Below are 21,327 nucleotides of genomic sequence, written 5' to 3'. Positions count from 1 at the left end.
GGCGGTTTTTTTATATAAGTCGGTGGCGGCTTATGCTAGCAAAATAGCTGCCCCCCTGCGGCTGTGGCGACTAAATTGTCAATGGCGCTGAAATAGACTTGCCAACATGACGGTCTGTTATTACAACACATCGCCAGGGCACCAAATATTGACATGGGTGTGGTGATGAATGGGCAATAAGCCATAGCAGTGAAATATGATGGAGTACGTTATGAATATGAATATGAATACTTCGATACTTGGCACCACCATCAGCGCTTTAGCGTTAATGACATCAATCAGTTCTCATGCCGCCAGCATCACTACCCATGATGATTTAAATGTTGCCAGCATTAATGGCAAAAATGTGAAATTTGAAAAGCTGGTGGGGCTGCAAGAGGGCGCGACATTGATTGAGTTAACATACCATGATTTATTTCAAGATCATGCCGATGATTCAGGTCATTGGGTGCGCTCTGACCCCCTCTATTTAAAGTTGAATCTTAGCGCAAACCAACAATATCATTTAACGCCGCCTGACATTGATAATGTTGATGAAGCTCGTGCATTTTTAGCTCAGCCACAGGTACATATCCATGTGAATGGTCAATCTAAACAGACTGTTAATTTGATGACGCAATCTCAGTTATTGACACAATTATTAATTGATTAACTCACATTATGGCGCAGAGCGTGTTATCTCGATACTTACTCGCTTAATCAAGCGCTCAAGCGGTCAAGCTTATAAACGATGAACACTTGCGGGGTATTTACCGTTATCGATACCTGTTTACTGACAATAATGTTTATCATGATAGGTTGGTGTATTGGTGTATTGGTGTATTGGTGTATTGGTGTATTGGTGTATTGCTTATTAAGATTGGCCATAATAAAAAGCAGACTTAATCGTGGTTAAGTCTGCTTTTTTCTTTGATGGCTTCAGTGATTATTTGACTTGCCGGTAACCGTTAATCTGCGGTCATTGCAAATAATTGTCCACGGCTATTTATATTGGTTTTCTTATAAATATTTTGAACATGCATTTTTACCGTGTTGATTGAAATATCCAGTTTTGCTGCCATTTCATCATTGTTAAGACCACTCCAAATTAAGCTGAGTATCTGTTGTTCTTTTGGCGTGGTCAGGGCCAATAATTTCGTGTTGTTTTGATAACTCGCTCGGGGTTTATTTTTTAAAACATAACGAGACGTCGCCGTTTGTGAATAATAAATGTGTTGTTCCATTAATTGATTAATGGCTTGTAACTTGTCGACGACCTTGGCGTTTTCTTCAATTGCGCCATTAAAGCCTGCGCTCATTAAACTGAGTTCTATTTCAGTCGTTAATTTAGGACAAATGGCTAAATGGTAGTGCTGGTTTTTTGAGGGTAATTTAAGTGCATTAATGTGTGCTATCGGGGCATTAATATAATGGGCTATCAGCATTGAGTATTCGTTAGAAGTATATGGGGCAATATCTTCTGCGGCATGACTGGCAACGGTGTGAGTGACAGAGAAATGCAATAGCTGGGCAATGCTTGAAAACTGGTTTTGTAATTCATCCGTAAAATCAACCAGTAACATCTGTTTGTTTAACATGTAACTATCCTTGTTGAAAATACGCTACGGTATCGGAAGATCCAAAGCGTGATAACGTTTTATTCAGGATTAATGTTACAGGGTGTTACGGGTAAGTTAAAGAGTAAATTGCGGTGGTGAAATTTCTCTACCACCGCCCTGTGTTTAGCGACCTTTTCGTGGTGAACGTGATGGGCCTGATTTGCCACCTTTATTACGCGGCCCCCCCGTGGCACGTTTTGGCTTACCTTTGCCGTGGGTTTGCATAAAGTGCTCTGGGCCTTCAATTTTATCGCGCAGCGATTGAGCTTTAGGCTTCGGTTTTTGCTTTTTCTTTGGGGTGGCTTTTTTATCTTCAGAGGACGAGCCTTTGATCATCTCAAATAAGGTGTCTCGTTCTTGTTTGGTTAGGTCTCGCCACTCACCAATAGGCAACCCTTTCATGTCGACATTCATGATTTTTTGGCGTTCAAGTTTGGTGACATCATAACCAAAATGCTCTGCCATACGGCGTATTTGGCGGTTTAACCCTTGTACTAAGACAATTTTAAACGCGTTGGCAGACACCTTTTCAACTTTACATTTTTTAGTCATCACGCCAAGAATTGGCACACCGCCAGCCATGCCTTTAATAAAGTCATCAGTGATCGGTTTATTTACCGTTACCACGTATTCTTTGTCGTGGTTATTACCAGCACGCAGAATTTTATTCACCAAGTCGCCATTATTGGTTAAGAAAATAAGCCCTTGAGAGTCTTTATCTAAACGGCCAATAGGGAAGATGCGGCTTGAGTGATTGACAAAATCAACAATGTTATCACGTTCAGTGCCCTCGGTGGTGCTCACAATCCCCACCGGTTTGTTTAAGGCAATAAATACCAGATCTTCAGCGTCACGTGGCTCAATGTCTTGACCATTCACTTTTACCTTATCGCCAATATCCACGTGATCACCAATTTTGGCGCGTTTGCCATTAATAAAAACATTACCTTGTTCAATAAAGCGGTCGGCCTCGCGACGAGAGCAAATGCCACTGTCACTGATGTATTTATTTAAGCGGGTGCCTGAATCGGTCAAAATGCATTCCTTGAGATTGTCATAACGGTAAATACCAAAAAAGAGCGCTGAGTTTACCACAATGCAGCCAAGGCATTAAATTGCTAAATCACCTTGAGGGGGGGGGCCATCATGTGGCGTGCGAGTATGAACACTGAGTGAGCACGAGGTAATAAATGAGCGGTTGCTTAAGTTAAGTGGCAATAGCACTTGGTCGTGAGGTGACATCTGCTACTATAGCCGCGCCGAATGATTAGCGCTGGCCAATGACGGCGCTGACATGATTAACGTCTTTACAATTAGGGAGTGATTTTGCCCGAAACAGAACCACAGACCAACTTTGGTAATTACCGACCTCCACGAGTAAAACCGGTCAAAATGAAGCGCAGCAAAGTGGGACTATTATTGCCGATATTGGTGTTGGCGTTAGGTTATTTCATTACCTTCGAGGTTAATCACTCTTTTTACCAAGCTAAATTGTTGCATTATGGTGCTAGCCAATTACAAACTTCGCTAAAGCCACAGGCCACGTCAATGGTGCGCTACCCTCAATATGGCCCGTTTGACAAAAGAATGGGGTATGTTGATCTGCCCTTGATGTTAGACAAGTTACAAGCGCAAGGTTATCGCATTACTGCCCAAGCTCAATTTAGCCCGCAACTGATGCAATACAGTAAATTAGGCTTGTTTACGCCGTTTAGAGAAAAAGCGCAGGCCGGATTAACCATTGACGACTGCAGTGCAAAATCGCAATTTAACTTTGCTTATCCTCATGATGTTTATCGCGATCCCAATGATATTCCAAGCGTTATTGCCGCCAGTTTATTGTTTATTGAAAACCGTCAATTAATGAAGCCACAGCCGTATCATAATCCTGTTATTGATTGGCCACGTTTTGCCAAAGCCAGTGTTAACCAAATTGCCACTGCATTTGGCATGTCGGCGACCAAAGGCGGCGGGAGCACGCTTGCTACCCAAATAGAGAAATTTCGCCATTCCCCTCACGGACAAACGCGTTCTATTGCGGACAAATTTACCCAATTAAGCTCGGCCATGTTTCGGGTGTATCACCACAGCGAAACCACTTATGTGGCTAGACATTTATTGGTGGAAGATTATTTGAATTCGGTGCCTTTGTCATCGGCACCGGGTTTTGGTGAGGTCAACGGCATTGGTGATGGATTAAATGCCTGGTTTGGTATGTCGTTAACCAAGGTGAATGACCTACTTAATCAACCTCATACATTGGCTAATAGTGGCAAACGTGGCCAAGCATTTAAGCATGTCTTGGCGTTAATTATTGCTCAGCGTAGGCCGTCGTATTATTTACTTAAAGGCCGTAACGATCTTAATTTATTAGTGAATCGACATTTACATCTTTTGGCTAAGCAACACATTGTGCCAGCAGAGCTTGCTAATGCGGCGTTAAAAAGCCAGTTAGTGTTTACTACTGCCAAGTTTAATCCGCGGCGGTTTCTGGTGAATGACACGACAAGCCTGCCAGACAGCAAAGGGGTTAACGCTATACGGGTCAATACCGCCCAAATGTTGGGAGTCGACTTGTTTCATTTAGACCGCTTAGACTTGAGTGTTCAAAGCACTTTAAATCAGCAATTACAGCAACAGGTGAGTGCTTACTTACAAGGTTTGTCTGATCCACAACAGGCAAAACAAGCCGGTATTATTGGCTGGCGTTTATTAAATGAGCAACAGCTTAAGAAAGTGATATACAGCTTTACCTTGTATGAATCTGACGGGCTGCAAAACTATGTGCGGGTACAAACTGACAATAATCCACAACCGTTTGATATTAATGATGGCAGCAAGTTGGAATTAGGCTCAACAGCAAAGCTGAGGGTACTCATGACCTACCTTGATATTGTTGCAGAGTTGCAACAACGGTTTGTAACGTTAACCGTTAACGACTTGAGGAAAGTCGATATTGAGCGCGGTGATCATATTACTCGATGGGTGGTTAATTATTTAATTCGTACCCGTGACAGTAACTTAGCCCAAATGCTCGATGCCGCCCTTAAACGGCGCTATTCCGCTTCACCTAAAGAAACTTTTTTTACCGGTGGTGGTGAACAGAAGTTTAATAACTTTAATCATCAAGAAGACAAACTTACCCCAACGCTATACCAAGCGTTGCAAGGGTCAATTAACCTGCCGTTTGTGCGCTTAATGCGCGATATTGTTAGCTACAGCAGCAGTTATAACTATCAAGGCAGTATGGCGCAATTGCTGCACAACGACGACGACCCAAACCGCGAGAATTATTTAAAAGCCTATGCTAAGCGTGAAGGGGGGCAATTTGTTCGTCGCTTTTATCATCAGTACAAAGGGTTAAGCCCGCAGCAGCGACGAAAGCAATTTTATGCCACCATTGCAGCCGACAAAGACAGCTTAAGTGCGGCTTTTAGGTACTTACAGCCACAAGCTAACGGCCAGCAATTAAAAGATTTTTTACAAACAAGGTTACCAACGCGCTTTAGCGACCGCCAAATTAATCGCTTGTATATGAAGTACGGCGAGGGCAAATTTGACCTTGCCAATCTAGGTTATTTAGTGCGGGTACACCCATTAGAATTATGGGTGATTAAACAACTTAACCTGCCTTATCAGGGCGGTGCTGCAACGACTGAAAACCATATTAAGTTGCAAGAGTTGACCGAGCAGTCGCAAGCGCAATTAATTGGGGTGTATCGGTGGTTATTTAAAACGCGCCATCAAAATGCACGTGATGTACGCATTAAAGTGATGCTAGAAGTCAATGCTTTTTTAAGTATTCATCAGCGCTGGCAAAAATGGGGTTATCCATTTAATTATTTAGTACCATCTTTGGGCTCAGCGCTTGGCAGTTCGGGCGATCGACCGTCAGCATTAGCCGACTTAATGGGCATTATTCAAAACGAAGGAAAAATGTTAGCAAAGTCGAAAGTGTCTAATTTACATTTCGCGGCTAACACGCCTTATGAAGTAGCTTTACAGCATTTGCCGCAAAGGGCAAAACAAGTACTTAATCCTGCCATTGCCAAGGTGTTGAAACGGGCATTAACCAATGTGGTCGAGCATGGCACTGCAAGGCGAATCCATGCCACAGCAATAAAAGAGTTAGGGGATATTGCCATTGGCGGTAAAACAGGTACCGGCGATAACCGGATTGTTACCCAACTTGAGCATGGCCGCAGAATAAAATCAGTGGCAATTAATCGCACCGCAACGTTTGTGTTTTACTTAGGCGATCACTTTTTTGGTACTATAACCGCCTTTGTACCGGGCAAGCAGGCAGATGATTATCATTTTACTTCGTCATTGCCGCTACAAGTTCTTAATGGCTTATTGCCGCTACTTAGCCCTTATATAACTAAACCTGATGCTATGTGCCAAATTACCTCAACGAAATAGGCGCTACTTAATGGCTTTTATTTAAGCCGTTTAATTAATGGTTTTGTATGATTGAGCCAACTGCACCCGCTGTGCTTATCGTTTAGGTAAAAAATGCGGTGGTTGATGCTGCTATCAATGGCCACATTATTGTTAATGGAGAAAATATGTCGTCAGCGCAATTATCTTTTGCCTCACTTGGATTGGATGCGGTATTAACTGAGCAACTTAATAAGCTTAATTATCAACAACCAACAGACATTCAAGGCGCGACAATTCCGTTGTTGTTAGCGGGTCATGACGTGCTGGCTGGCGCGCAAACCGGTACAGGTAAAACCGCCGCGTTTACCTTGCCACTGTTGCAACGTATTTTAGAAGCAAAGCAAGCTAGTGTTAGTGATGTTAGTGATGTTAGTGATGTTAGTGAGCAAGATGGCATTAACCATATAAGCGAGATTACAGCGCCAACGGTTGCTAAAACCAATATCCAAGCTAAAGCGCAATACAGTCAGCAAATTAAAGCATTAATTTTAGTGCCAACCCGGGAGCTCGCACAACAAGTGCATCAAAGCGTGACCCAATATGCTCAGCTTAGTGATATTCGAGCGGTAATGGTGTATGGCGGTGTGAGCATTCAAGCGCAAGTTAATGCCATTAAAGCTGGGACAGATATCATCATTGCCACACCGGGGCGACTGTTAGATCATTTACGTCATCAGGTGTTGTCGTTAGCGTCGATTGAGCATTTAGTATTAGATGAAGCCGATCGCATGCTAGATATGGGCTTTAAAGATGAGATTGTTGCGATATTAAAACGCTTACCTGCCACTCGCCAAACCGCGTTATTTTCGGCGACGCTCGATGACGCGATATTCAAGTTTAGTCAACGCTTATTGCAGCAACCAAAGGTGGTTGAAACCACTAAACGTAATAGCACCGCGGCAAAAATCGTCGAGCGGGTGTATAACCTTGATACCGAAAAAAAGCTGCCGTTACTAAGCCACTTATTAAACCAGCAATTACACGCGCAAACCTTGATATTTAGCCGCACTAAACAAGGCGCAGACAGCATTGCCGCGTACCTGCAAGGCCAGCAAATACCTGCTGCGCCATTTCATGCCGACTTATCGCAATTTGTGCGTAATCAAACGCTTGATGACTTTAAGGCAAAACGGCTTAATGTGCTGGTGGCAACCGATGTTGCCGCACGAGGTTTAGATATCGACCAACTTGATAGGGTGATAAATGTTGAGTTGCCGTTTAAGGCAGAAGATTATGTTCACCGTATTGGGCGCACGGGTAGGGCGGGTAAAGAAGGGCTAGCGATCACGTTGCTTAGCCAAGATGACGACGCACAATTAATTGCCATTGAACGTAAACTTGACCGCCACTTACCGCAACAGTGGTATCAAGGCTTTGAACCTGATTTAACTAAAGCGGCAACGCCGTTACCGCGTAAAGCCAAAAAAGGCTCGCTCAAACAGCAAGCGCGTAAAAAAGCCCTTGCAGAGTCAGCAAGAAAAAAGCGCTAAAAATCGTTATATAGCGCTAATTTATTCCCCTAAAGAGTATTGCGACAGTTGCAGTTTTAACGACTGCGACATGTTAGTTAGCTCTGCAATATCGCTTTCTAGTGCAACAACCCCCTCAGCCGTAATGCGTGATTGGGTATTAATTGATGACACATTTTGGTTAACTTCATTGGCGACACTGGACTGGGTTTGTGCGGTACTGGCAATGTGTAAATTCATGTCGTTTAAGTCAACAATGGAGGCTTCAATTTCTGAAAAGGCGTTCTCGGTTTGCTGAATTTGCTCAACAGAAGCAGACACTTTACTCATGCCCAATTGTACAGCATCAACCGCGTTACTGCTTCCAAGTTCAAGCGCTTCGATCATTGAGTCAATTTCAATGGTCGACTCTTGGGTTCGACTGGCAAGGGTTCTTACTTCATCAGCAACAACGGCGAAGCCTCTACCAGCTTCACCGGCTCGGGCGGCTTCAATGGCGGCGTTAAGGGCCAATAAATTGGTTTGGTCTGAAATACTGCTGATCGAGTCGGTGGTGTCTTTAATTTTTTTGCATTCATCAGCCAGTGAGCTAATGGTCACTGAAATGGCATTGAGGCTTTCTGATAAATCTAAAATAGTGTCTCTTGTGGCCAGCACCATCATTTTACCATTTTGCGCGGCGGCATCTGCTGAGGTTGCAAGTTCAGATGTTTTAGCCGTGGTATGAACAATTTCATCCACGGTTTTATTCATGCTTTGCATGGCACTGGTAGCCTGCTGGGTGTCAACATGTTGTACTTGCATACTGTCTTTGGTTGCCGCGCTGGTTTTTGACAATGTGCTGGTGGCATTAACTAAGCCAACCGATGATTCACCAAATCGACCAATAATCGCTTTTAAACGCCCTTGGAGCATTTTAGCAGTCATGATGGTTTCGCCAATTTCATCACCTTTTGACGATGAGATATTGGCGGTTAAATCACCTGTAGACATACGTTTAAGGATGTCGGTTAAGCGGTTTATACGCGAGATAACCCCTTGGTTGATTACATAAAATAAGCCGCCAAATAAGGCTAGCGTCCACAGGTTATTGATGACATGGAATTGGTCAAAACTAAATAGTTTTCCTTCATGCCACAGGGTCACATATATAGTAATAAACAATAAACCTAATAAGGTTTGCAGCTTAGTGGCAATGCTTAATTGGGACAATTTATTAGGTTTAGGAATTGTTTTATTGGGGTCTTGATTGAGCTGTTTATAAAGCCCTTGTGCCGCAGATATTTGCGCTGTTGTCGGCCGGCTTCTTACCGATTGATAACCCACTTTGATGTTGTTTTCAAACACCGGAGTAATGTAAGCATCAACCCAGTAATAGTCACCATTTTTGCATTTGTTTTTTACGATACCTTGCCAAGGTTTATTGGTTTTTATGGTGGCCCATAAATCAGCAAATGCCGCTTTGGGCATGTCTGGATGACGAACTAAGTTATGGTTTTGATTCATTAACTCGTTCTCAGAATAACCACTAATGGTAATAAAATCTCGGTTTGCGTATTGAATGACACCGTTAAGATCAGTCATTGATATTAATGTTGAGTTTACACCTACTAGCCTTTCACTTGCGGTCATCTGCCCTGTTCCTAAATATTAAAATTAAGAGTGATTAAAAAAATATTAATAATAGCCATGTATTTTTTATGTCTATTATTGTATTCAAATTATTGGACGTATTTTTTTACCGAGTTAACAAATTTTATTTTTATAATTTGATCAATAAAGACAGTTTGATTCGGTAGTAAAAAAATAATGGGCCGTTTTATCTGTTTATTTACGGTGGTTTGTTGATGTTATGTGGCTTAAATGTTGGTGTTGTAACGCTTGATTAGCCTAGTCGCACCTCCCTTTTTATTAGGAAAGCAAACGATTGAAAACGGCACCATTTTGTTATTATTTTAAATAAAGTAAAAATTGGCCGTGTTGATATTTTATGACTCGTTAATGAATTTCAACGGCAAGGATAATGGATAAACAAGGCGGCGTTTGAGTCTACCTGCTATTACAACGGCAATCATACTGCTTTTAAACAAGTGTAAAATAAAACTTGCCAGACGTCGTCTTGGCATGAGCGCAATGACGGCGCCGAAGTTGGAGTATAGAAATAAGTGCGATGGTTAATCACCATGCTTATAACTAGGCTAACAAAAGCTGCCATAAACTGGTGAGCTTGATAACAAACCCTGATAGAGTCATTTATCAGGGTTTGTTTTTTACGTGTAAATACCGAGGCACTATGTTTAATGGCATTCATCATGTAGCAATTATTTGTAATGACTATCTAGTGTCGAAGCACTTTTATACCCAAATATTAGGCTTCAAGGTGATTGCTGAGCATTATCGTGCGCCAAGGCGTTCCTATAAATTAGATTTGGCTTTACCTGATGGTAGCCAAATTGAACTGTTTTCTATTCCTGACTCTCCAGCCAGACCAAGCTATCCAGAAGCACAAGGGTTGCGTCATTTAGCATTTAAAGTGGATGACATTGAAGCGGTGATTGCCCATCTTGAGCAACAGCAAGTAGCCCTAGAGCCGATTCGAATTGATGAATACACCAACAAACGCTTTTGCTTTTTTAGCGACCCAGATGGGTTACCATTAGAGCTTTATGAACGTTAACTTTATCGTAAATTAACTTGTTAATCGTGCAATTTTACCAAATCATATTTTGGTAAAATTGCTATTTATCTAATACCTGTGTGTCCTTGTAACTTCATATTTCTATTCAGTAATAAATAATCCTCTTAAGCAATCTAGCTTGTCATTATCGGCGATAATTTAGCCTGTTTTATTTGCCTTTTTATGTGGTGCACAACTAGCTAATTAGTTCTGTGCGACATCTATAAAACTCAACCATAGGTTATTGATACGAATGCAAACCTAAATGATAACTATTTACATTTAAGTTAAATAATTGTTAGTATTCGGCCGAACGTTAATATATTCACAACAAAGGACAGTTCGGAAAATGAAACGAGCACAATATAAAAACACATCTCTAGGCGCACAAGCCGTCGCCGCCGCGCTGGTATTTGGTGCACCAGTTTTTGCTTCGCAGGCTGAAACGACAGAGAAAACAACAGCCAACGCAGCGGTAAATGAAGCCTGTAATGTTGAAGTTAGTGGAATAGAATGTGAAAAAAATCAATCAGCAGAAGCCATTGAAAGAATAAAAGTACACGGAGTAAAAAGCTCTGTTTACTTTAATCAATCCTCGGGTGATATACGCCGTGTCGCTGACCTTATTGATACCCCCCAGGTGATCACCGTATTAACTCAAGACCAAATTCAAGAGTCAGGTAAAACAGATTTAAAAGATATTTTGTCTGCCCAAGCCGGTGTGACACTTGGTACGGGTGAAAATGGTAATGCCTTTGGTGACCGATACATTATTCGTGGCCATGAAGCGCGCAGTGACGTATTTGTTGATGGTCTTCGTGACCCAGGTATGACAACGCGTGAGAGCTTTGCAACTGAAGCGGTAGAAATTACTAAAGGCCCAAGCTCAACATTTGCAGGACGTGGTTCATCTGGGGGAGCGGTTAACAGTGTCACCAAAAAAGCGTCAACATCGTATAACTTAGGCCGAGTGGATTTAGCGCTAGGGACGGATGATCACAGCCGACTGACCGTGGATTACAACCATGGCGTGTCTGCCACTGTTGGTCTGCGTATTAATGGTTTGTTGGCTAAAGAAGACAAACCTGGGCGTGAGGGCATTACCCGCGAGCGTAAAGGCGTGCAGTTATCGGCCGTTTATGAACCGACCCAAGACTTGTCATTTATTGCTGACGGTTATTATCTTGATGCAAACGACGTGGCCGATCTGGGCAGTTATTTTGATCAAAGCACCCGTGAGCCTATTGCTGATATTCCAGTTTATGCCCAAGACTCAGACTTTTTAGACTCAAAAGTACAAACCTTTACCTTACGCACTGAATATAACATTGCTGACAACCTTACTTTTTATAATGCAACGCGAGTTGGCCATACCGAAAACGGTTATATCACCACCGGTGTACGTGGCACCACGCGCAGTGCGACAGACTTAGATGCACCAGGGGCAAACACTTTAACCTTAAGTACTCACCAAGGTAATCAAGACGTTGATTACTTCAGCACTCAATTCAACCTATTTTGGGATACCCAACTACTTGGTATGCAAAACAAGTTTGTTTTTGGTTTGGAATATACCGATCAACAAGTGGATAACGGCGTGTATGACATTGTGAATGCGAACGACACTAACTGTATTACCGCAGGTCGTCGTGGTGATGCTGGCGCGTACTGTATTTTAGATGGCAATGGCAATGTCGTTGATGATATCGATAAGTTAATGGGGCGCAGCTATACCAAAGGTATCAATGACGCTGAGTATCAAATTAACACGATTTCGGCCTACTTTATGGATACCGTGGCGTTAACTGATGAATTAGAGCTGTTCTTCGGCGTAAGACAAGATAGTTTTGATTATGAAAATGATACGTCAAGCTCGCGCAATGGTGACATCTTATATAAGTATGACGACACCTTGTATAACGGCCATGTCGGTTTGGTATACAGCATTACCGACAACGGCAATATTTATGCTAATTACAGCACGGCCACCAACATTAACGGGGGGGAGTCAGACTTAGGCGCAAGCTGTGGCTACGGTGGTGTATGTGGTACTCAAGAACAAGCTAGTGTGGCAGACCCTGAGCATGTTGAAAACATGGAGCTGGGTACAAAATGGATGATGTTTGAAGATAACCTGATGTTCACCGCATCGGTATTTCAAATAACCAAAAGTGATGTAATGGAAAGTGTGGGCGACAGTTACTCAACCCTAGGCACCTTAAATACCGGTAAAAACCGTGTAAAAGGGATTGAATTTGGCATGGTAGGTAATATTACCCCGGCGCTGAGTTTACAATTTTCAGCCGCCATTATGGACTCAGAAATCTTAGCTTCATTCAATGAAGAAACCATTGGTTTAGCATTAAGTAACTTTGCTGATGAAAGTGCGTATTTGCAGTTACGTTATCAACTTAATGATACATTTGTGGTTGGTGCAGGTTATACCTATCAAGGTGAAATGTATGGTGGACAACCTGATACAGCAGCAGGGTACGACGTTGACAACGGTCGTTACTCCATTGTGGTACCTAACTACCAAGTGGTTGACTTGTTTGCTAATTATAATGCCACCGAGTCACTGACATTTCGCTTAAATGTGGGCAACGTGTTAGATGAAGAGTACTTCACTGCAGCGTACCGTTCTGGCTCATTTATGTATTTAGGTGATGCAAGAAATGCTAGATTATCAGCAACCTACGAGTTTTAAGCTGTCAGTAAACTGATATCAGCATAACAATGAATTAAGTTGAGTATTTTATGATTGTGATTGAGCAAATGTTGTCAAAACAAGACGTGGCTTTGTACCGTAAAACTTTACAAAATGTCACTTGGGAAGATGGCAAGAAAACCGCCATGGGGATGGCCGCTTCAGTTAAACAAAATGGTCAAGCGTTGGCAAGCGATCCTAAAGTGCAGCAGTTGGCTAATCAATTGCTTGCGAAAGTGGGCAGCACGCCAAAGGTAGTGTCAGCAGCCTTACCGCAGCAAATTTTTCCACCTTGTTTTAACCGTTATGCTCAATCACAAGAATATGGCTTTCATGTTGATGCCGCCGTCATGCGTATTCCTGACACTCAAGTGGTGTTGCGTAGCGACGTGTCAATGACGGTGTTTCTCAGTGAACCTGAGGAATATGACGGTGGCGAGTTAATTATTGCCACTGAATTTGGTGAGCAGTCGATAAAACTGCCTGCCGGCTATGCGGTGGTGTATCCATCAAGCAGCTTGCACAAAGTGACTGCGGTGACCCGTGGTGAACGAGTTGCGGCAATTTCATGGATGCAAAGTATGGTGGCAGATTCAGCGTTAAGGCAAAACTTATATCAACTTGATCAATCGATTCAAGCATTGATAGCCGCCGGTCAAACGGATCGATCTGAGCTTGATAATTTGCATCATGTTTATCACAACTTAATTCGTCAATTTGCACAAATTTGACGCTGTCAGGAGGAACTATCATCGACGTTAACAATGGTTACCTAATGGCTTTTTCGTAAGACGTAACAGCATTTTATTTAAGTGAACAAGCGGTTTGGTAACCCCCAATAACAGTAGACACTGCATCGCGTAATACTTTACCGTTATGACCTTCACCTTCACCTTCACCTTCACTTTGACGTTTGACATATAGATACAGCGGGGAGGAAATACAGTATTAAAATAAAGCAGTTATTCGTCTATCAAATTGATTGTGTCATCTTGATTAAGGACAACCTCTCAAGGGGCGCTTAATGTTGGCAAATTTACCTCATGTAAACTCATGTTGTTTTGTTTTATGAATCGTTTTGACGCAACAACCGCATCGTAAAATCATAGAAAAACAATCTTGCTTCTTGTTCCACATTGATGCATTGCTTTTACATCTCCCGCTTCTTTAGGGGAAATTTCTCGTGGTTTACTGCATGCTTGCTACAAGCATGCATTAGCGAACAATGATGAATAATCGTTAACTTTTACTACTCAGCCTTGGCGGTTACAGTAAATGCAGTATTGTTAATTTTTTTAACGGCACATCGTTAAACTGAAAATGAGAACGGTCTTAAGTCATTTAGCATTATTTGAGCTAAATGGGCTCGCTAAAAAACGGAGTGGTAGCCAAAATTGCTACTCTACGTGTTAAAGGCGACTTTTGAACTATAAAGATGATTATCTAAAAGGGCTAAAATGAACAAATTTATCGTTGGTGGCTTATGTGCTTCCGTTATCCTTGGGCTCAGTGCATGTAATAGTGACACCGCCATTCCTAACACAGCCCCGCTTGCAAAAAACAAAGCTGCTGTTGCTGTGCAACAACAACTTAGCTCAGGTATCGATTTTACCAACTTTGACAAAAACGTGCGTCCACAAGACGACTTTTATTCTTATGTGAATGGCGCTTGGATTAATAAAGCGACGATCCCAAATGACCGCACTCGTACCGGGGCTTTTTCCGATTTAAATGAAAAATCTTACCGTGATGTGAAACACATTATTGACACCCTAGCCGCTACGCCTAACTTAACGCCAGGCAGTAACGAGCAAAAAGTCGCAGATCTTTACCGTTCATATATGGACGTTGATACGCTTAATCAATTAGGTGTGACGCCGATTAAAGGTGAACTCAACGCCATTGCCGCAATTAAAAATAAAGCTGACTTAGCAACTTACTTTGGGCATAGCCAAGTACAGGGTGACGGCTCACCTTTAACATTTTATGTTGAAGTCGACTTTAAAGACGCTAATCGTTACAGCGCATTTCTGACTCAAAGTGGTTTAAGCTTGCCTGAAAAAGATTACTACTTTAACAAACAGCCGCGTTTTGAAAGTATTCGCAAGGCATTTGTTACGCATGTAGAAAACATGTATTCGTTAGCCGGTTTTGCTGAACCTAAAGCCAGTGCGCAAAAAATCATGACGTTAGAAACAGCGATGGCGAAACAAAACTGGAGCATTGTTGAAAACCGCAATATTGAAAAAAGCTACAATGCATACACGGTTAAAGACTTAGCTAAGCTGGCACCGAATATTGATTGGAAAAAGTATTTAACCGCTTTAGGTTTAGGTGAAAAGAAAACCATTATTCTTAACCAACCCAGTTACGTTAAAGGTTTGAGCGATCTTATTGCTAATACTGACCTTGATACTTGGAAAACCTACCTACAATGGCAGGTACTAAACCACGCAGCAACCAAACTCACCCCTGCAATTGATCAAGCCAACTTTGAGTTCTACTCTAAGAAAATGCGTGGTCAAGACACCATTACTCCGCGTTGGAAGCGCGGTGTTGCGCTGGTAAACAGCGTATTAGGTGAAGCGGTTGGTCAAGAGTATGTTCAGCAACAATTTAAGCCTGAATCTAAAAAGCGTATGCAGCAATTGGTTGAAAACCTGCGCAATGCTTACGTGGATAGTGTTGACGATTTAGAATGGATGAGCGACGTCACAAAAGCGGCCACCAAGAAAAAGCTGGCTAAATTTACCCCTAAAGTGGGTTATCCAGAGCGCTGGGAAAATTATGACCAGTTGACGATTAAAGGTAACGAATTGTTTGCCAATAGCAAACGTGCAAATGCCTTTCGTCATAAGAAAGAACTTGAACGCTTAGCCGGACCAATCCGTAAATGGGAATGGGACATGACACCTCAAACTGTGAACGCATATTATAACCCTGTGCAAAATGAAATTGTGTTCCCAGCGGCTATTTTACAAGCGCCTTTCTTTAACCCTAACGCTGATGACGCGGTAAATTATGGTGGTATTGGTGCTGTTATTGGCCATGAAATGGGCCATGGTTTTGATGACCAAGGTGCTAAGTTTGACGGTGACGGTAACATGCGTGACTGGTGGACCAAGCAAGATTTTAAAGAATTTTCTGCACGAGCTAAACAATTGGTAGAACAATTTGACGGTTATGCGGTGTTTGATGACTTAAACGTGAACGGCAAGCTGACACTAGGCGAAAACATTGGTGATCTTTCAGGGGTGACCATTGCTTATCGTGCGTACAAAAAATCATTACACGGTAAACCTGCGCCAGTGATTGATGGCTTAACAGGTGATCAACGCTTCTTTATTGGTTTTACCCAAATTTGGCGCTCTAAAATTAAAGAAGCCTCATTGCGTAACCAAGTGGCAACCGATCCACATTCACCTGAGAAGTTCCGTACTTTAGGTCCGTTATCTAACACGCCAGCGTTTTATAAAGCATTTAACGTAAAACCAGGTGATGCAATGTATGTTGCACCTGAAAAACGCGTTAAAATTTGGTAATGGTGATTGCGGTGAGTTAGTGTTTATTCACTCAATAACAAGTCAAATAAAAATGCCTGTCAGTTGTTACTAACAGGCATTTTTTTGTTTTTGGTATGAGTATTGACTCCCTGATGAGCCAATATGTTAGGGCTTAGCGATACAATCTTGTTAAAGCTAACAAAATTCCTGTTCAGTGCGAGCAGTTAACTGACATTAACCGCGTAGTTAGATTAGAATGGCCTATCAGTATTTTTTGAATAAAGAGCATTGTCATGCACGTACACATTTTAGGGATTTGTGGCACTTTTATGGGCGGACTTGCCCTATTAGCTAGAGCTGAAGGACACAAGGTGACGGGCAGCGACGCGAATGTGTACCCGCCAATGAGTACCCAGCTTCAAGAGCAAGGCATTAGCCTTATTCAAGGGTTTGACCCAAGCCAATTAGGAAAAGAAGGCATCGATCAACCCGATATCGTGGTCATTGGCAACGCCATGAGTCGCGGTAATCCGTGTGTTGAAGCGGTATTAAACCGTGGCATTAACTATACCTCTGGCCCCCAATTTTTAGCCGAACATATTTTACCGCAGCGTTGGGTATTAGCGGTGTCGGGCACTCATGGTAAAACCTCAACCTCTAGCATGTTAGCGTGGATTTTAGATTCGTGTGGTTATGAGCCTGGTTTCTTAATTGGCGGCGTGCCGCAAAATTTTGGCGTGTCAGCGCGTTTAGGTCACTCTCCCTTTTTTGTGGTGGAAGCCGATGAATATGACAGTGCATTTTTTGATAAGCGCTCTAAGTTTGTGCATTACCGCCCGCGCACGTTAGTGATTAATAATCTTGAGTTTGACCATGCCGATATCTTTTGTGACTTAGCAGACATTCAGCGCCAGTTTCACCATGTTATTCGCACCGTGCCAGGTGAAGGAAAAGTGATTTGGCCTAAAGATGCTGATGCCGTGAAGTTGGTGATTGAGACGGGCTGTTGGAGTGAGCAAGAAACTTACAGCCGCGAACACGATAACAACCAAGGTTGGCAAAGCCGTACTATTGCTGACGATGGGCATGAGTTTGAAGTGTTATTTAACGGTCAATCTCAAGGTATATTATTGTGGGACTTAATTGGTCAGCACAATATTGAAAATGCCATTATGGCCATTGCAGCAGCCAGACATGTTGGGGTAACACCTGAACTTGCCATTGAAGCATTAACTAAATTTGTCCCGCCAAAACGTCGTATGGAACTGCTTGATACGGTTAATGGTGTGGCGATTTATGATGACTTTGCGCATCATCCCACCGCCATTGAAACCACCTTAAACGGTTTACGCGCTAAAGTGGGGGGCGGTAAAGTGATTGTGGTGTTAGAGCCGCGTTCAAACACCATGAAACGGGGTGTTCACAAAGACACATTAGCCAATTCATTAAAGCTTGCTGACCGAGTTTGGTTGTATCAAGCCGGTAATGTTGATTGGGATATCGCCGCGAGTATGACACGCGCGGTTATGCCAGTCGTGGTGCAAAACAACATTGATACTATTGTTAGCCAAGTGAGTGCGCAGGTTCACCATGGTGACACCATTGTGGTAATGAGCAACGGTGGCTTTAACGGCATTCACCAGAAATTGATTGCGGCTATTGCGGCCAAATAGTGCGGGTATTGGGGAGTATCAACACAGGTTTCCCCAATAACGAAAGGAAAAGCATGACTTACACTAAAAAAGACAAAGCCATTAGCTTAGCGTGGACAGGGGCGTCAGGTGCGCCTTATGGATTAAAACTGTTAACGTGTTTATTAGAAGCAGATTATCAAGTGTTTTTAATGATTTCGAGCGCCGCCAGAGTGGTACTTGCCACTGAACATGGTTTGAAATTAAGCGCCAATAGCGACAAAGCCCATGCGCAGTTGCTTGAATATTTAACCTCACAAACGTCTGTATTAACAGGGCAATTGGTGGTGTTGGGTAAAGATGAATGGTTTTCGCCGCCAGCATCAGGTAGCGCCGCGCCAAAACAAATGGTGGTGTGTCCGTGTTCAACGGGCACATTAGCGGCCATTGCCACAGGGATGAGTAATAATTTATTAGAAAGAGCCGCTGATGTTGTCATTAAAGAACGCGGTCAATTAATCCTTGTACCTCGGGAAACTCCCTTTAGTGCCATACACTTAGAGCATATGTTAAGCCTGACTCGTCAAGGAACAACTATCATGCCTGCTGCACCAGGTTTTTATCATAATCCCAAATCGGTTGAAGATCTGGTAAACTTCATGGTTTCTCGCATTCTCGATCATTTGGGGATCGAACATGCACTTACGAGTCGCTGGGGATACGGACAGTCTCAGGCTCTTGATATTGAACACTGAGAGACATATGAAACACACCATTGAAGAGATGATTTCTACCGAAGAAATCGACAAAACATTAGATGTACTTGCTGAGCGAATTAATGCCCATTATGCCAATAGCGAGCGTCTACTAATGGTGGGCCTATTAAAAGGCTCTGTGGTATTCATGGCTGATTTATGTCGTCGCATTAAAGGCCACGTTGAAATCGATTTTATGTCGGTTTCAAGTTACGGTAATGCGATGACCAGTACCCGTGATGTAAAAGTGTTAAAAGACGTGCAATCAGATATTGCCGATCGTGATGTGTTAATTGTTGAAGACTTAATTGACTCAGGTAACACCTTAAATAAAGTCCGTGAAATGCTATTACTACGTGAACCGAAAAGCTTGGCGTTATGTACTTTGTTAGACAAGCCTGAACGTCGTGAAGTTGACGTGCCTGTCGACTTTATTGGTATGAGCATTCCTGACGAGTTTATTGTGGGCTACGGTATTGATTATGCTGAGCAATATCGTAACTTACCTTACATTGCCAAAGTCGTACCAATAGCATAAATAATCTGTTTAAAAAGGCTCCCGCAATTGCGGGAGTTTTTGTTTTTTGTCGTAAGGAGTAACACATGGGCGATAACGCCAATGCATTAGTAATTGAGGGGCTTAAAAAGACTTATAAAGGTGGGGTACAAGCCATTAAAAGCTTAGACCTTACGGTAAAACAAGGTGACTTTTTTGCATTGCTAGGCCCTAATGGCGCGGGTAAATCGACCACTATTGGTGTGATTAGTTCGCTAGTACAAAAGTCTCAAGGCAGCGTTAATGTGTTTGGCTTTGATATTGATAAGCAGCTTGAGCAAGCCAAGTTATGTATTGGTTTAGTGCCACAAGAATTTAACTTTAACCAGTTTGAAACCGTGCTGCAAATTGTGGTGAACCAAGCAGGCTATTATGGGGTTACCCGCCAAGTTGCGCTTGAACGTGCTGAGCAATATTTGACTCAATTAGACTTGTGGGGCAAGCGTAATGCGCAAGCTAGGCAGTTATCGGGTGGGATGAAACGCCGTTTAATGATTGCGCGTGCGTTAATGCATCGCCCAAAACTGCTGATTTTAGATGAACCTACCGCAGGGGTAGACATTGAGCTGCGCCGTTCTATGTGGGACTTTTTAAAGCAAATCAATGAGCAAGGGGTGACGATTATTTTGACCACTCATTACCTTGAAGAGGCTGAAATGCTGTGTCGTAATATCGGTATTATCGACCAAGGGATGTTAGTTGAGTGCACCACCATGAAGGCATTGTTAAGCAAACTGAACATGGAAACCTTTATTCTTGATTTACGTAACAATGTGACTCAAACACCTGATTTAGGCAACATAACTTGTCGCTTAACTGACTCACATACCTTAGAAGTCGATGTGGCCAAAGATCATAATATCAATGAAGTATTTACCTTGTTATCTGCAGCCAATATAGAAGTCATATCAATGCGTAATAAATCTAACCGCCTTGAAGAGTTGTTTGTTGAATTGGTCGAAAAAGCCAAGGAGGCAAAATAATGAACCCGTTATACCTTATTGCATTTAAAAGTATCTTAACCAAAGAAATTACTCGGTTTTCGCGTATTTGGGTACAAACGATTGTACCGCCTGCGATTACCATGACCTTATATTTTTTAATTTTTGGTAACCTGGTTGGTAGCCGTATTGGGCAAATGGGTGGCGTGAGTTACATGGAATTTATTGCGCCAGGGTTGATTATGATGTCGGTGATCACTAACTCGTTTTCTAATGTTGCGTCCTCTTTTTACAGTGCTAAGTTTCAGCGTAACCTTGAAGAAATTATGGTTGCGCCTGTACCGCATTATGTGATGATTGCCGGTTATGTTGGCGGCGGTGTCACTCGTGGATTAATTGTTGGCTGCATAGTGACAATAGTGGCAATGTGCTTTGTGGATATTTCTATTCATCATCTTGGCTTGGTGTTACTTACTGCGTTATTAACGTCAATGATGTTTGCCCTTGCTGGGTTAATTAACGCGGTGTTTGCCAAAAGTTATGATGACATCAGTATTATCCCCACGTTTGTATTAACGCCATTAACGTACTTAGGCGGGGTGTTTTACTCATTGTCATTACTGCCTGATTTTTGGCAAGGCGTGTCGGCATTAAACCCTGTTGTGTATGTTATTAACGTGTTTCGTTATGGCTTTTTAGGCTATTCAGACATGAGTGTGCCATTGTCTTTGGCCATTATTATTGGCTTTTGTGCTGGATTATGGTTTGTGGCGTATTATTTAATTTCACGCGGGATAGGGTTAAGAAGTTAACCTTAAAGTCACTCTCACTCTCACTCTCACTCTCAATTGAAATAGAGCGCTTAGGCGCTCTTTTTTATGGCTCAAATGTGTGGTTGATAGGCAATTTATTGAATGCTTGAATGCTTGAATGCTTGAATGCTGAAAAAGAAAAGCTATTCCAGCGTTGTGCTTTAGTTTGACAAGTTCCAATAGAAAGATAATCGTAACCCAAGTAATAAAAATGCCTGTCAGTTAAACTGACAGG

Annotated in this window: 15 protein-coding genes; 12 read left to right on the top strand and 3 right to left on the bottom strand. The window is 42.4% G+C overall.

Annotation, left to right across the window (positions count from 1 at the left end):
* The first annotated feature begins 211 nt into the window (after positions 1 to 211).
* Positions 212 to 652, top strand: a complete 441-nt coding sequence (locus tag G3R48_RS14410) for a DUF2057 family protein (protein ID WP_194823916.1) — start codon at positions 212 to 214, stop codon at positions 650 to 652.
* A gap of 295 nt (positions 653 to 947) precedes the next feature.
* Here the strand turns inward: G3R48_RS14410 and G3R48_RS14405 are convergent, their stop codons facing one another.
* Both G3R48_RS14405 and rluF read right to left on the bottom strand, forming a co-directional pair.
* Positions 948 to 1,577 (bottom strand): helix-turn-helix transcriptional regulator, encoded by a 630-nt coding sequence (locus G3R48_RS14405; protein WP_153665853.1) that lies wholly within the window; start codon positions 1,575 to 1,577, stop codon positions 948 to 950.
* Between the two features lie 144 nt (positions 1,578 to 1,721).
* Positions 1,722 to 2,633 carry a 23S rRNA pseudouridine(2604) synthase RluF gene (rluF, locus tag G3R48_RS14400; RefSeq protein ID WP_153665855.1) on the bottom strand — a complete coding sequence of 304 codons (912 nt, stop codon included), beginning with the start codon at positions 2,631 to 2,633 and terminating at the stop codon, positions 1,722 to 1,724.
* A gap of 291 nt (positions 2,634 to 2,924) precedes the next feature.
* Between rluF and G3R48_RS14395 the strand changes: the two genes are divergently transcribed.
* On the top strand, positions 2,925 to 6,020 hold the full coding sequence (locus tag G3R48_RS14395; protein ID WP_228497493.1) for a transglycosylase domain-containing protein: 3,096 nt from the start codon (positions 2,925 to 2,927) through the stop codon (positions 6,018 to 6,020).
* A 146-nt stretch (positions 6,021 to 6,166) separates the two neighbouring features.
* Entirely contained in the window at positions 6,167 to 7,531 is a 1,365-nt protein-coding gene (locus tag G3R48_RS14390; protein ID WP_153665857.1) for a DEAD/DEAH box helicase, read from the top strand.
* Positions 7,532 to 7,552: 21 nt separating this feature from the next.
* Here G3R48_RS14390 and G3R48_RS14385 read toward each other — a convergent pair whose 3' ends face one another.
* On the bottom strand, positions 7,553 to 9,142 hold the full coding sequence (locus G3R48_RS14385) for a methyl-accepting chemotaxis protein (protein WP_153665858.1): 1,590 nt from the start codon (positions 9,140 to 9,142) through the stop codon (positions 7,553 to 7,555).
* Positions 9,143 to 9,803: 661 nt separating this feature from the next.
* On the opposite strand from G3R48_RS14385, the gene gloA2 reads away from it, so the two are divergent.
* The 9 genes from gloA2 (at position 9,804) to G3R48_RS14340 (ending at position 21,092) form a co-directional block, all read left to right on the top strand.
* Positions 9,804 to 10,187 carry an SMU1112c/YaeR family gloxylase I-like metalloprotein gene (gene gloA2, locus G3R48_RS14380; protein ID WP_153665860.1) on the top strand — a complete coding sequence of 128 codons (384 nt, stop codon included), beginning with the start codon at positions 9,804 to 9,806 and terminating at the stop codon, positions 10,185 to 10,187.
* Between the two features lie 349 nt (positions 10,188 to 10,536).
* On the top strand, positions 10,537 to 12,894 hold the full coding sequence (locus G3R48_RS14375) for a TonB-dependent receptor (protein WP_153665862.1): 2,358 nt from the start codon (positions 10,537 to 10,539) through the stop codon (positions 12,892 to 12,894).
* A gap of 50 nt (positions 12,895 to 12,944) precedes the next feature.
* Entirely contained in the window at positions 12,945 to 13,625 is a 681-nt protein-coding gene (locus tag G3R48_RS14370; RefSeq protein WP_153665864.1) for a Fe2+-dependent dioxygenase, read from the top strand.
* Between the two features lie 726 nt (positions 13,626 to 14,351).
* On the top strand, positions 14,352 to 16,436 hold the full coding sequence (locus tag G3R48_RS14365) for a M13 family metallopeptidase (protein WP_153665866.1): 2,085 nt from the start codon (positions 14,352 to 14,354) through the stop codon (positions 16,434 to 16,436).
* Between the two features lie 254 nt (positions 16,437 to 16,690).
* Complete coding sequence (mpl, locus tag G3R48_RS14360) at positions 16,691 to 18,070, top strand: UDP-N-acetylmuramate:L-alanyl-gamma-D-glutamyl-meso-diaminopimelate ligase (RefSeq protein ID WP_153665868.1); 1,380 nt, start codon at positions 16,691 to 16,693, stop codon at positions 18,068 to 18,070.
* 53 nt (positions 18,071 to 18,123) lie between these two features.
* Positions 18,124 to 18,783, top strand: a complete 660-nt coding sequence (locus G3R48_RS14355; RefSeq protein ID WP_153665870.1) for a flavin prenyltransferase UbiX — start codon at positions 18,124 to 18,126, stop codon at positions 18,781 to 18,783.
* A 7-nt stretch (positions 18,784 to 18,790) separates the two neighbouring features.
* Positions 18,791 to 19,321 (top strand): hypoxanthine phosphoribosyltransferase, encoded by a 531-nt coding sequence (gene hpt / locus G3R48_RS14350; RefSeq protein WP_153665872.1) that lies wholly within the window; start codon positions 18,791 to 18,793, stop codon positions 19,319 to 19,321.
* 65 nt (positions 19,322 to 19,386) lie between these two features.
* Complete coding sequence (locus G3R48_RS14345; protein ID WP_153665874.1) at positions 19,387 to 20,322, top strand: ABC transporter ATP-binding protein; 936 nt, start codon at positions 19,387 to 19,389, stop codon at positions 20,320 to 20,322.
* Positions 20,322 to 21,092 (top strand): ABC transporter permease, encoded by a 771-nt coding sequence (locus G3R48_RS14340; protein WP_153665876.1) that lies wholly within the window; start codon positions 20,322 to 20,324, stop codon positions 21,090 to 21,092. Before G3R48_RS14345 ends, G3R48_RS14340 begins: the two co-directional genes overlap by 1 nt.
* Positions 21,093 to 21,327 lie beyond the last annotated feature (235 nt).

Source organism: Shewanella intestini, assembly GCF_018221465.1.
Classification (GTDB): Bacteria; Pseudomonadota; Gammaproteobacteria; order Enterobacterales; family Shewanellaceae; genus Shewanella; species Shewanella intestini.
The sequence above is the reverse complement of the archived record's forward strand: the minus strand, read 5'-3'. Positions and strand labels throughout refer to the sequence as shown.

What these genes read in the sequence shown, in the direction of transcription:
- G3R48_RS14355 (WP_153665870.1), top strand. Translation starts at nt 18,124, where the DNA reads ATGACTTACACTAAAAAAGACAAAGCCATTAGCTTAGCGTGGACAGGG.
- G3R48_RS14365 (WP_153665866.1), top strand. Translation starts at nt 14,352, where the DNA reads ATGAACAAATTTATCGTTGGTGGCTTATGTGCTTCCGTTATCCTTGGG.
- hpt (WP_153665872.1), top strand. Translation starts at nt 18,791, where the DNA reads ATGAAACACACCATTGAAGAGATGATTTCTACCGAAGAAATCGACAAA.
- G3R48_RS14410 (WP_194823916.1), top strand. Translation starts at nt 212, where the DNA reads ATGAATATGAATATGAATACTTCGATACTTGGCACCACCATCAGCGCT.
- G3R48_RS14390 (WP_153665857.1), top strand. Translation starts at nt 6,167, where the DNA reads ATGTCGTCAGCGCAATTATCTTTTGCCTCACTTGGATTGGATGCGGTA.
- G3R48_RS14375 (WP_153665862.1), top strand. Translation starts at nt 10,537, where the DNA reads ATGAAACGAGCACAATATAAAAACACATCTCTAGGCGCACAAGCCGTC.
- G3R48_RS14370 (WP_153665864.1), top strand. Translation starts at nt 12,945, where the DNA reads ATGATTGTGATTGAGCAAATGTTGTCAAAACAAGACGTGGCTTTGTAC.
- G3R48_RS14405 (WP_153665853.1), bottom strand. Translation starts at nt 1,577, where the DNA reads ATGTTAAACAAACAGATGTTACTGGTTGATTTTACGGATGAATTACAA.
- G3R48_RS14385 (WP_153665858.1), bottom strand. Translation starts at nt 9,142, where the DNA reads ATGACCGCAAGTGAAAGGCTAGTAGGTGTAAACTCAACATTAATATCA.
- mpl (WP_153665868.1), top strand. Translation starts at nt 16,691, where the DNA reads ATGCACGTACACATTTTAGGGATTTGTGGCACTTTTATGGGCGGACTT.
- gloA2 (WP_153665860.1), top strand. Translation starts at nt 9,804, where the DNA reads ATGTTTAATGGCATTCATCATGTAGCAATTATTTGTAATGACTATCTA.
- G3R48_RS14345 (WP_153665874.1), top strand. Translation starts at nt 19,387, where the DNA reads ATGGGCGATAACGCCAATGCATTAGTAATTGAGGGGCTTAAAAAGACT.
- G3R48_RS14340 (WP_153665876.1), top strand. Translation starts at nt 20,322, where the DNA reads ATGAACCCGTTATACCTTATTGCATTTAAAAGTATCTTAACCAAAGAA.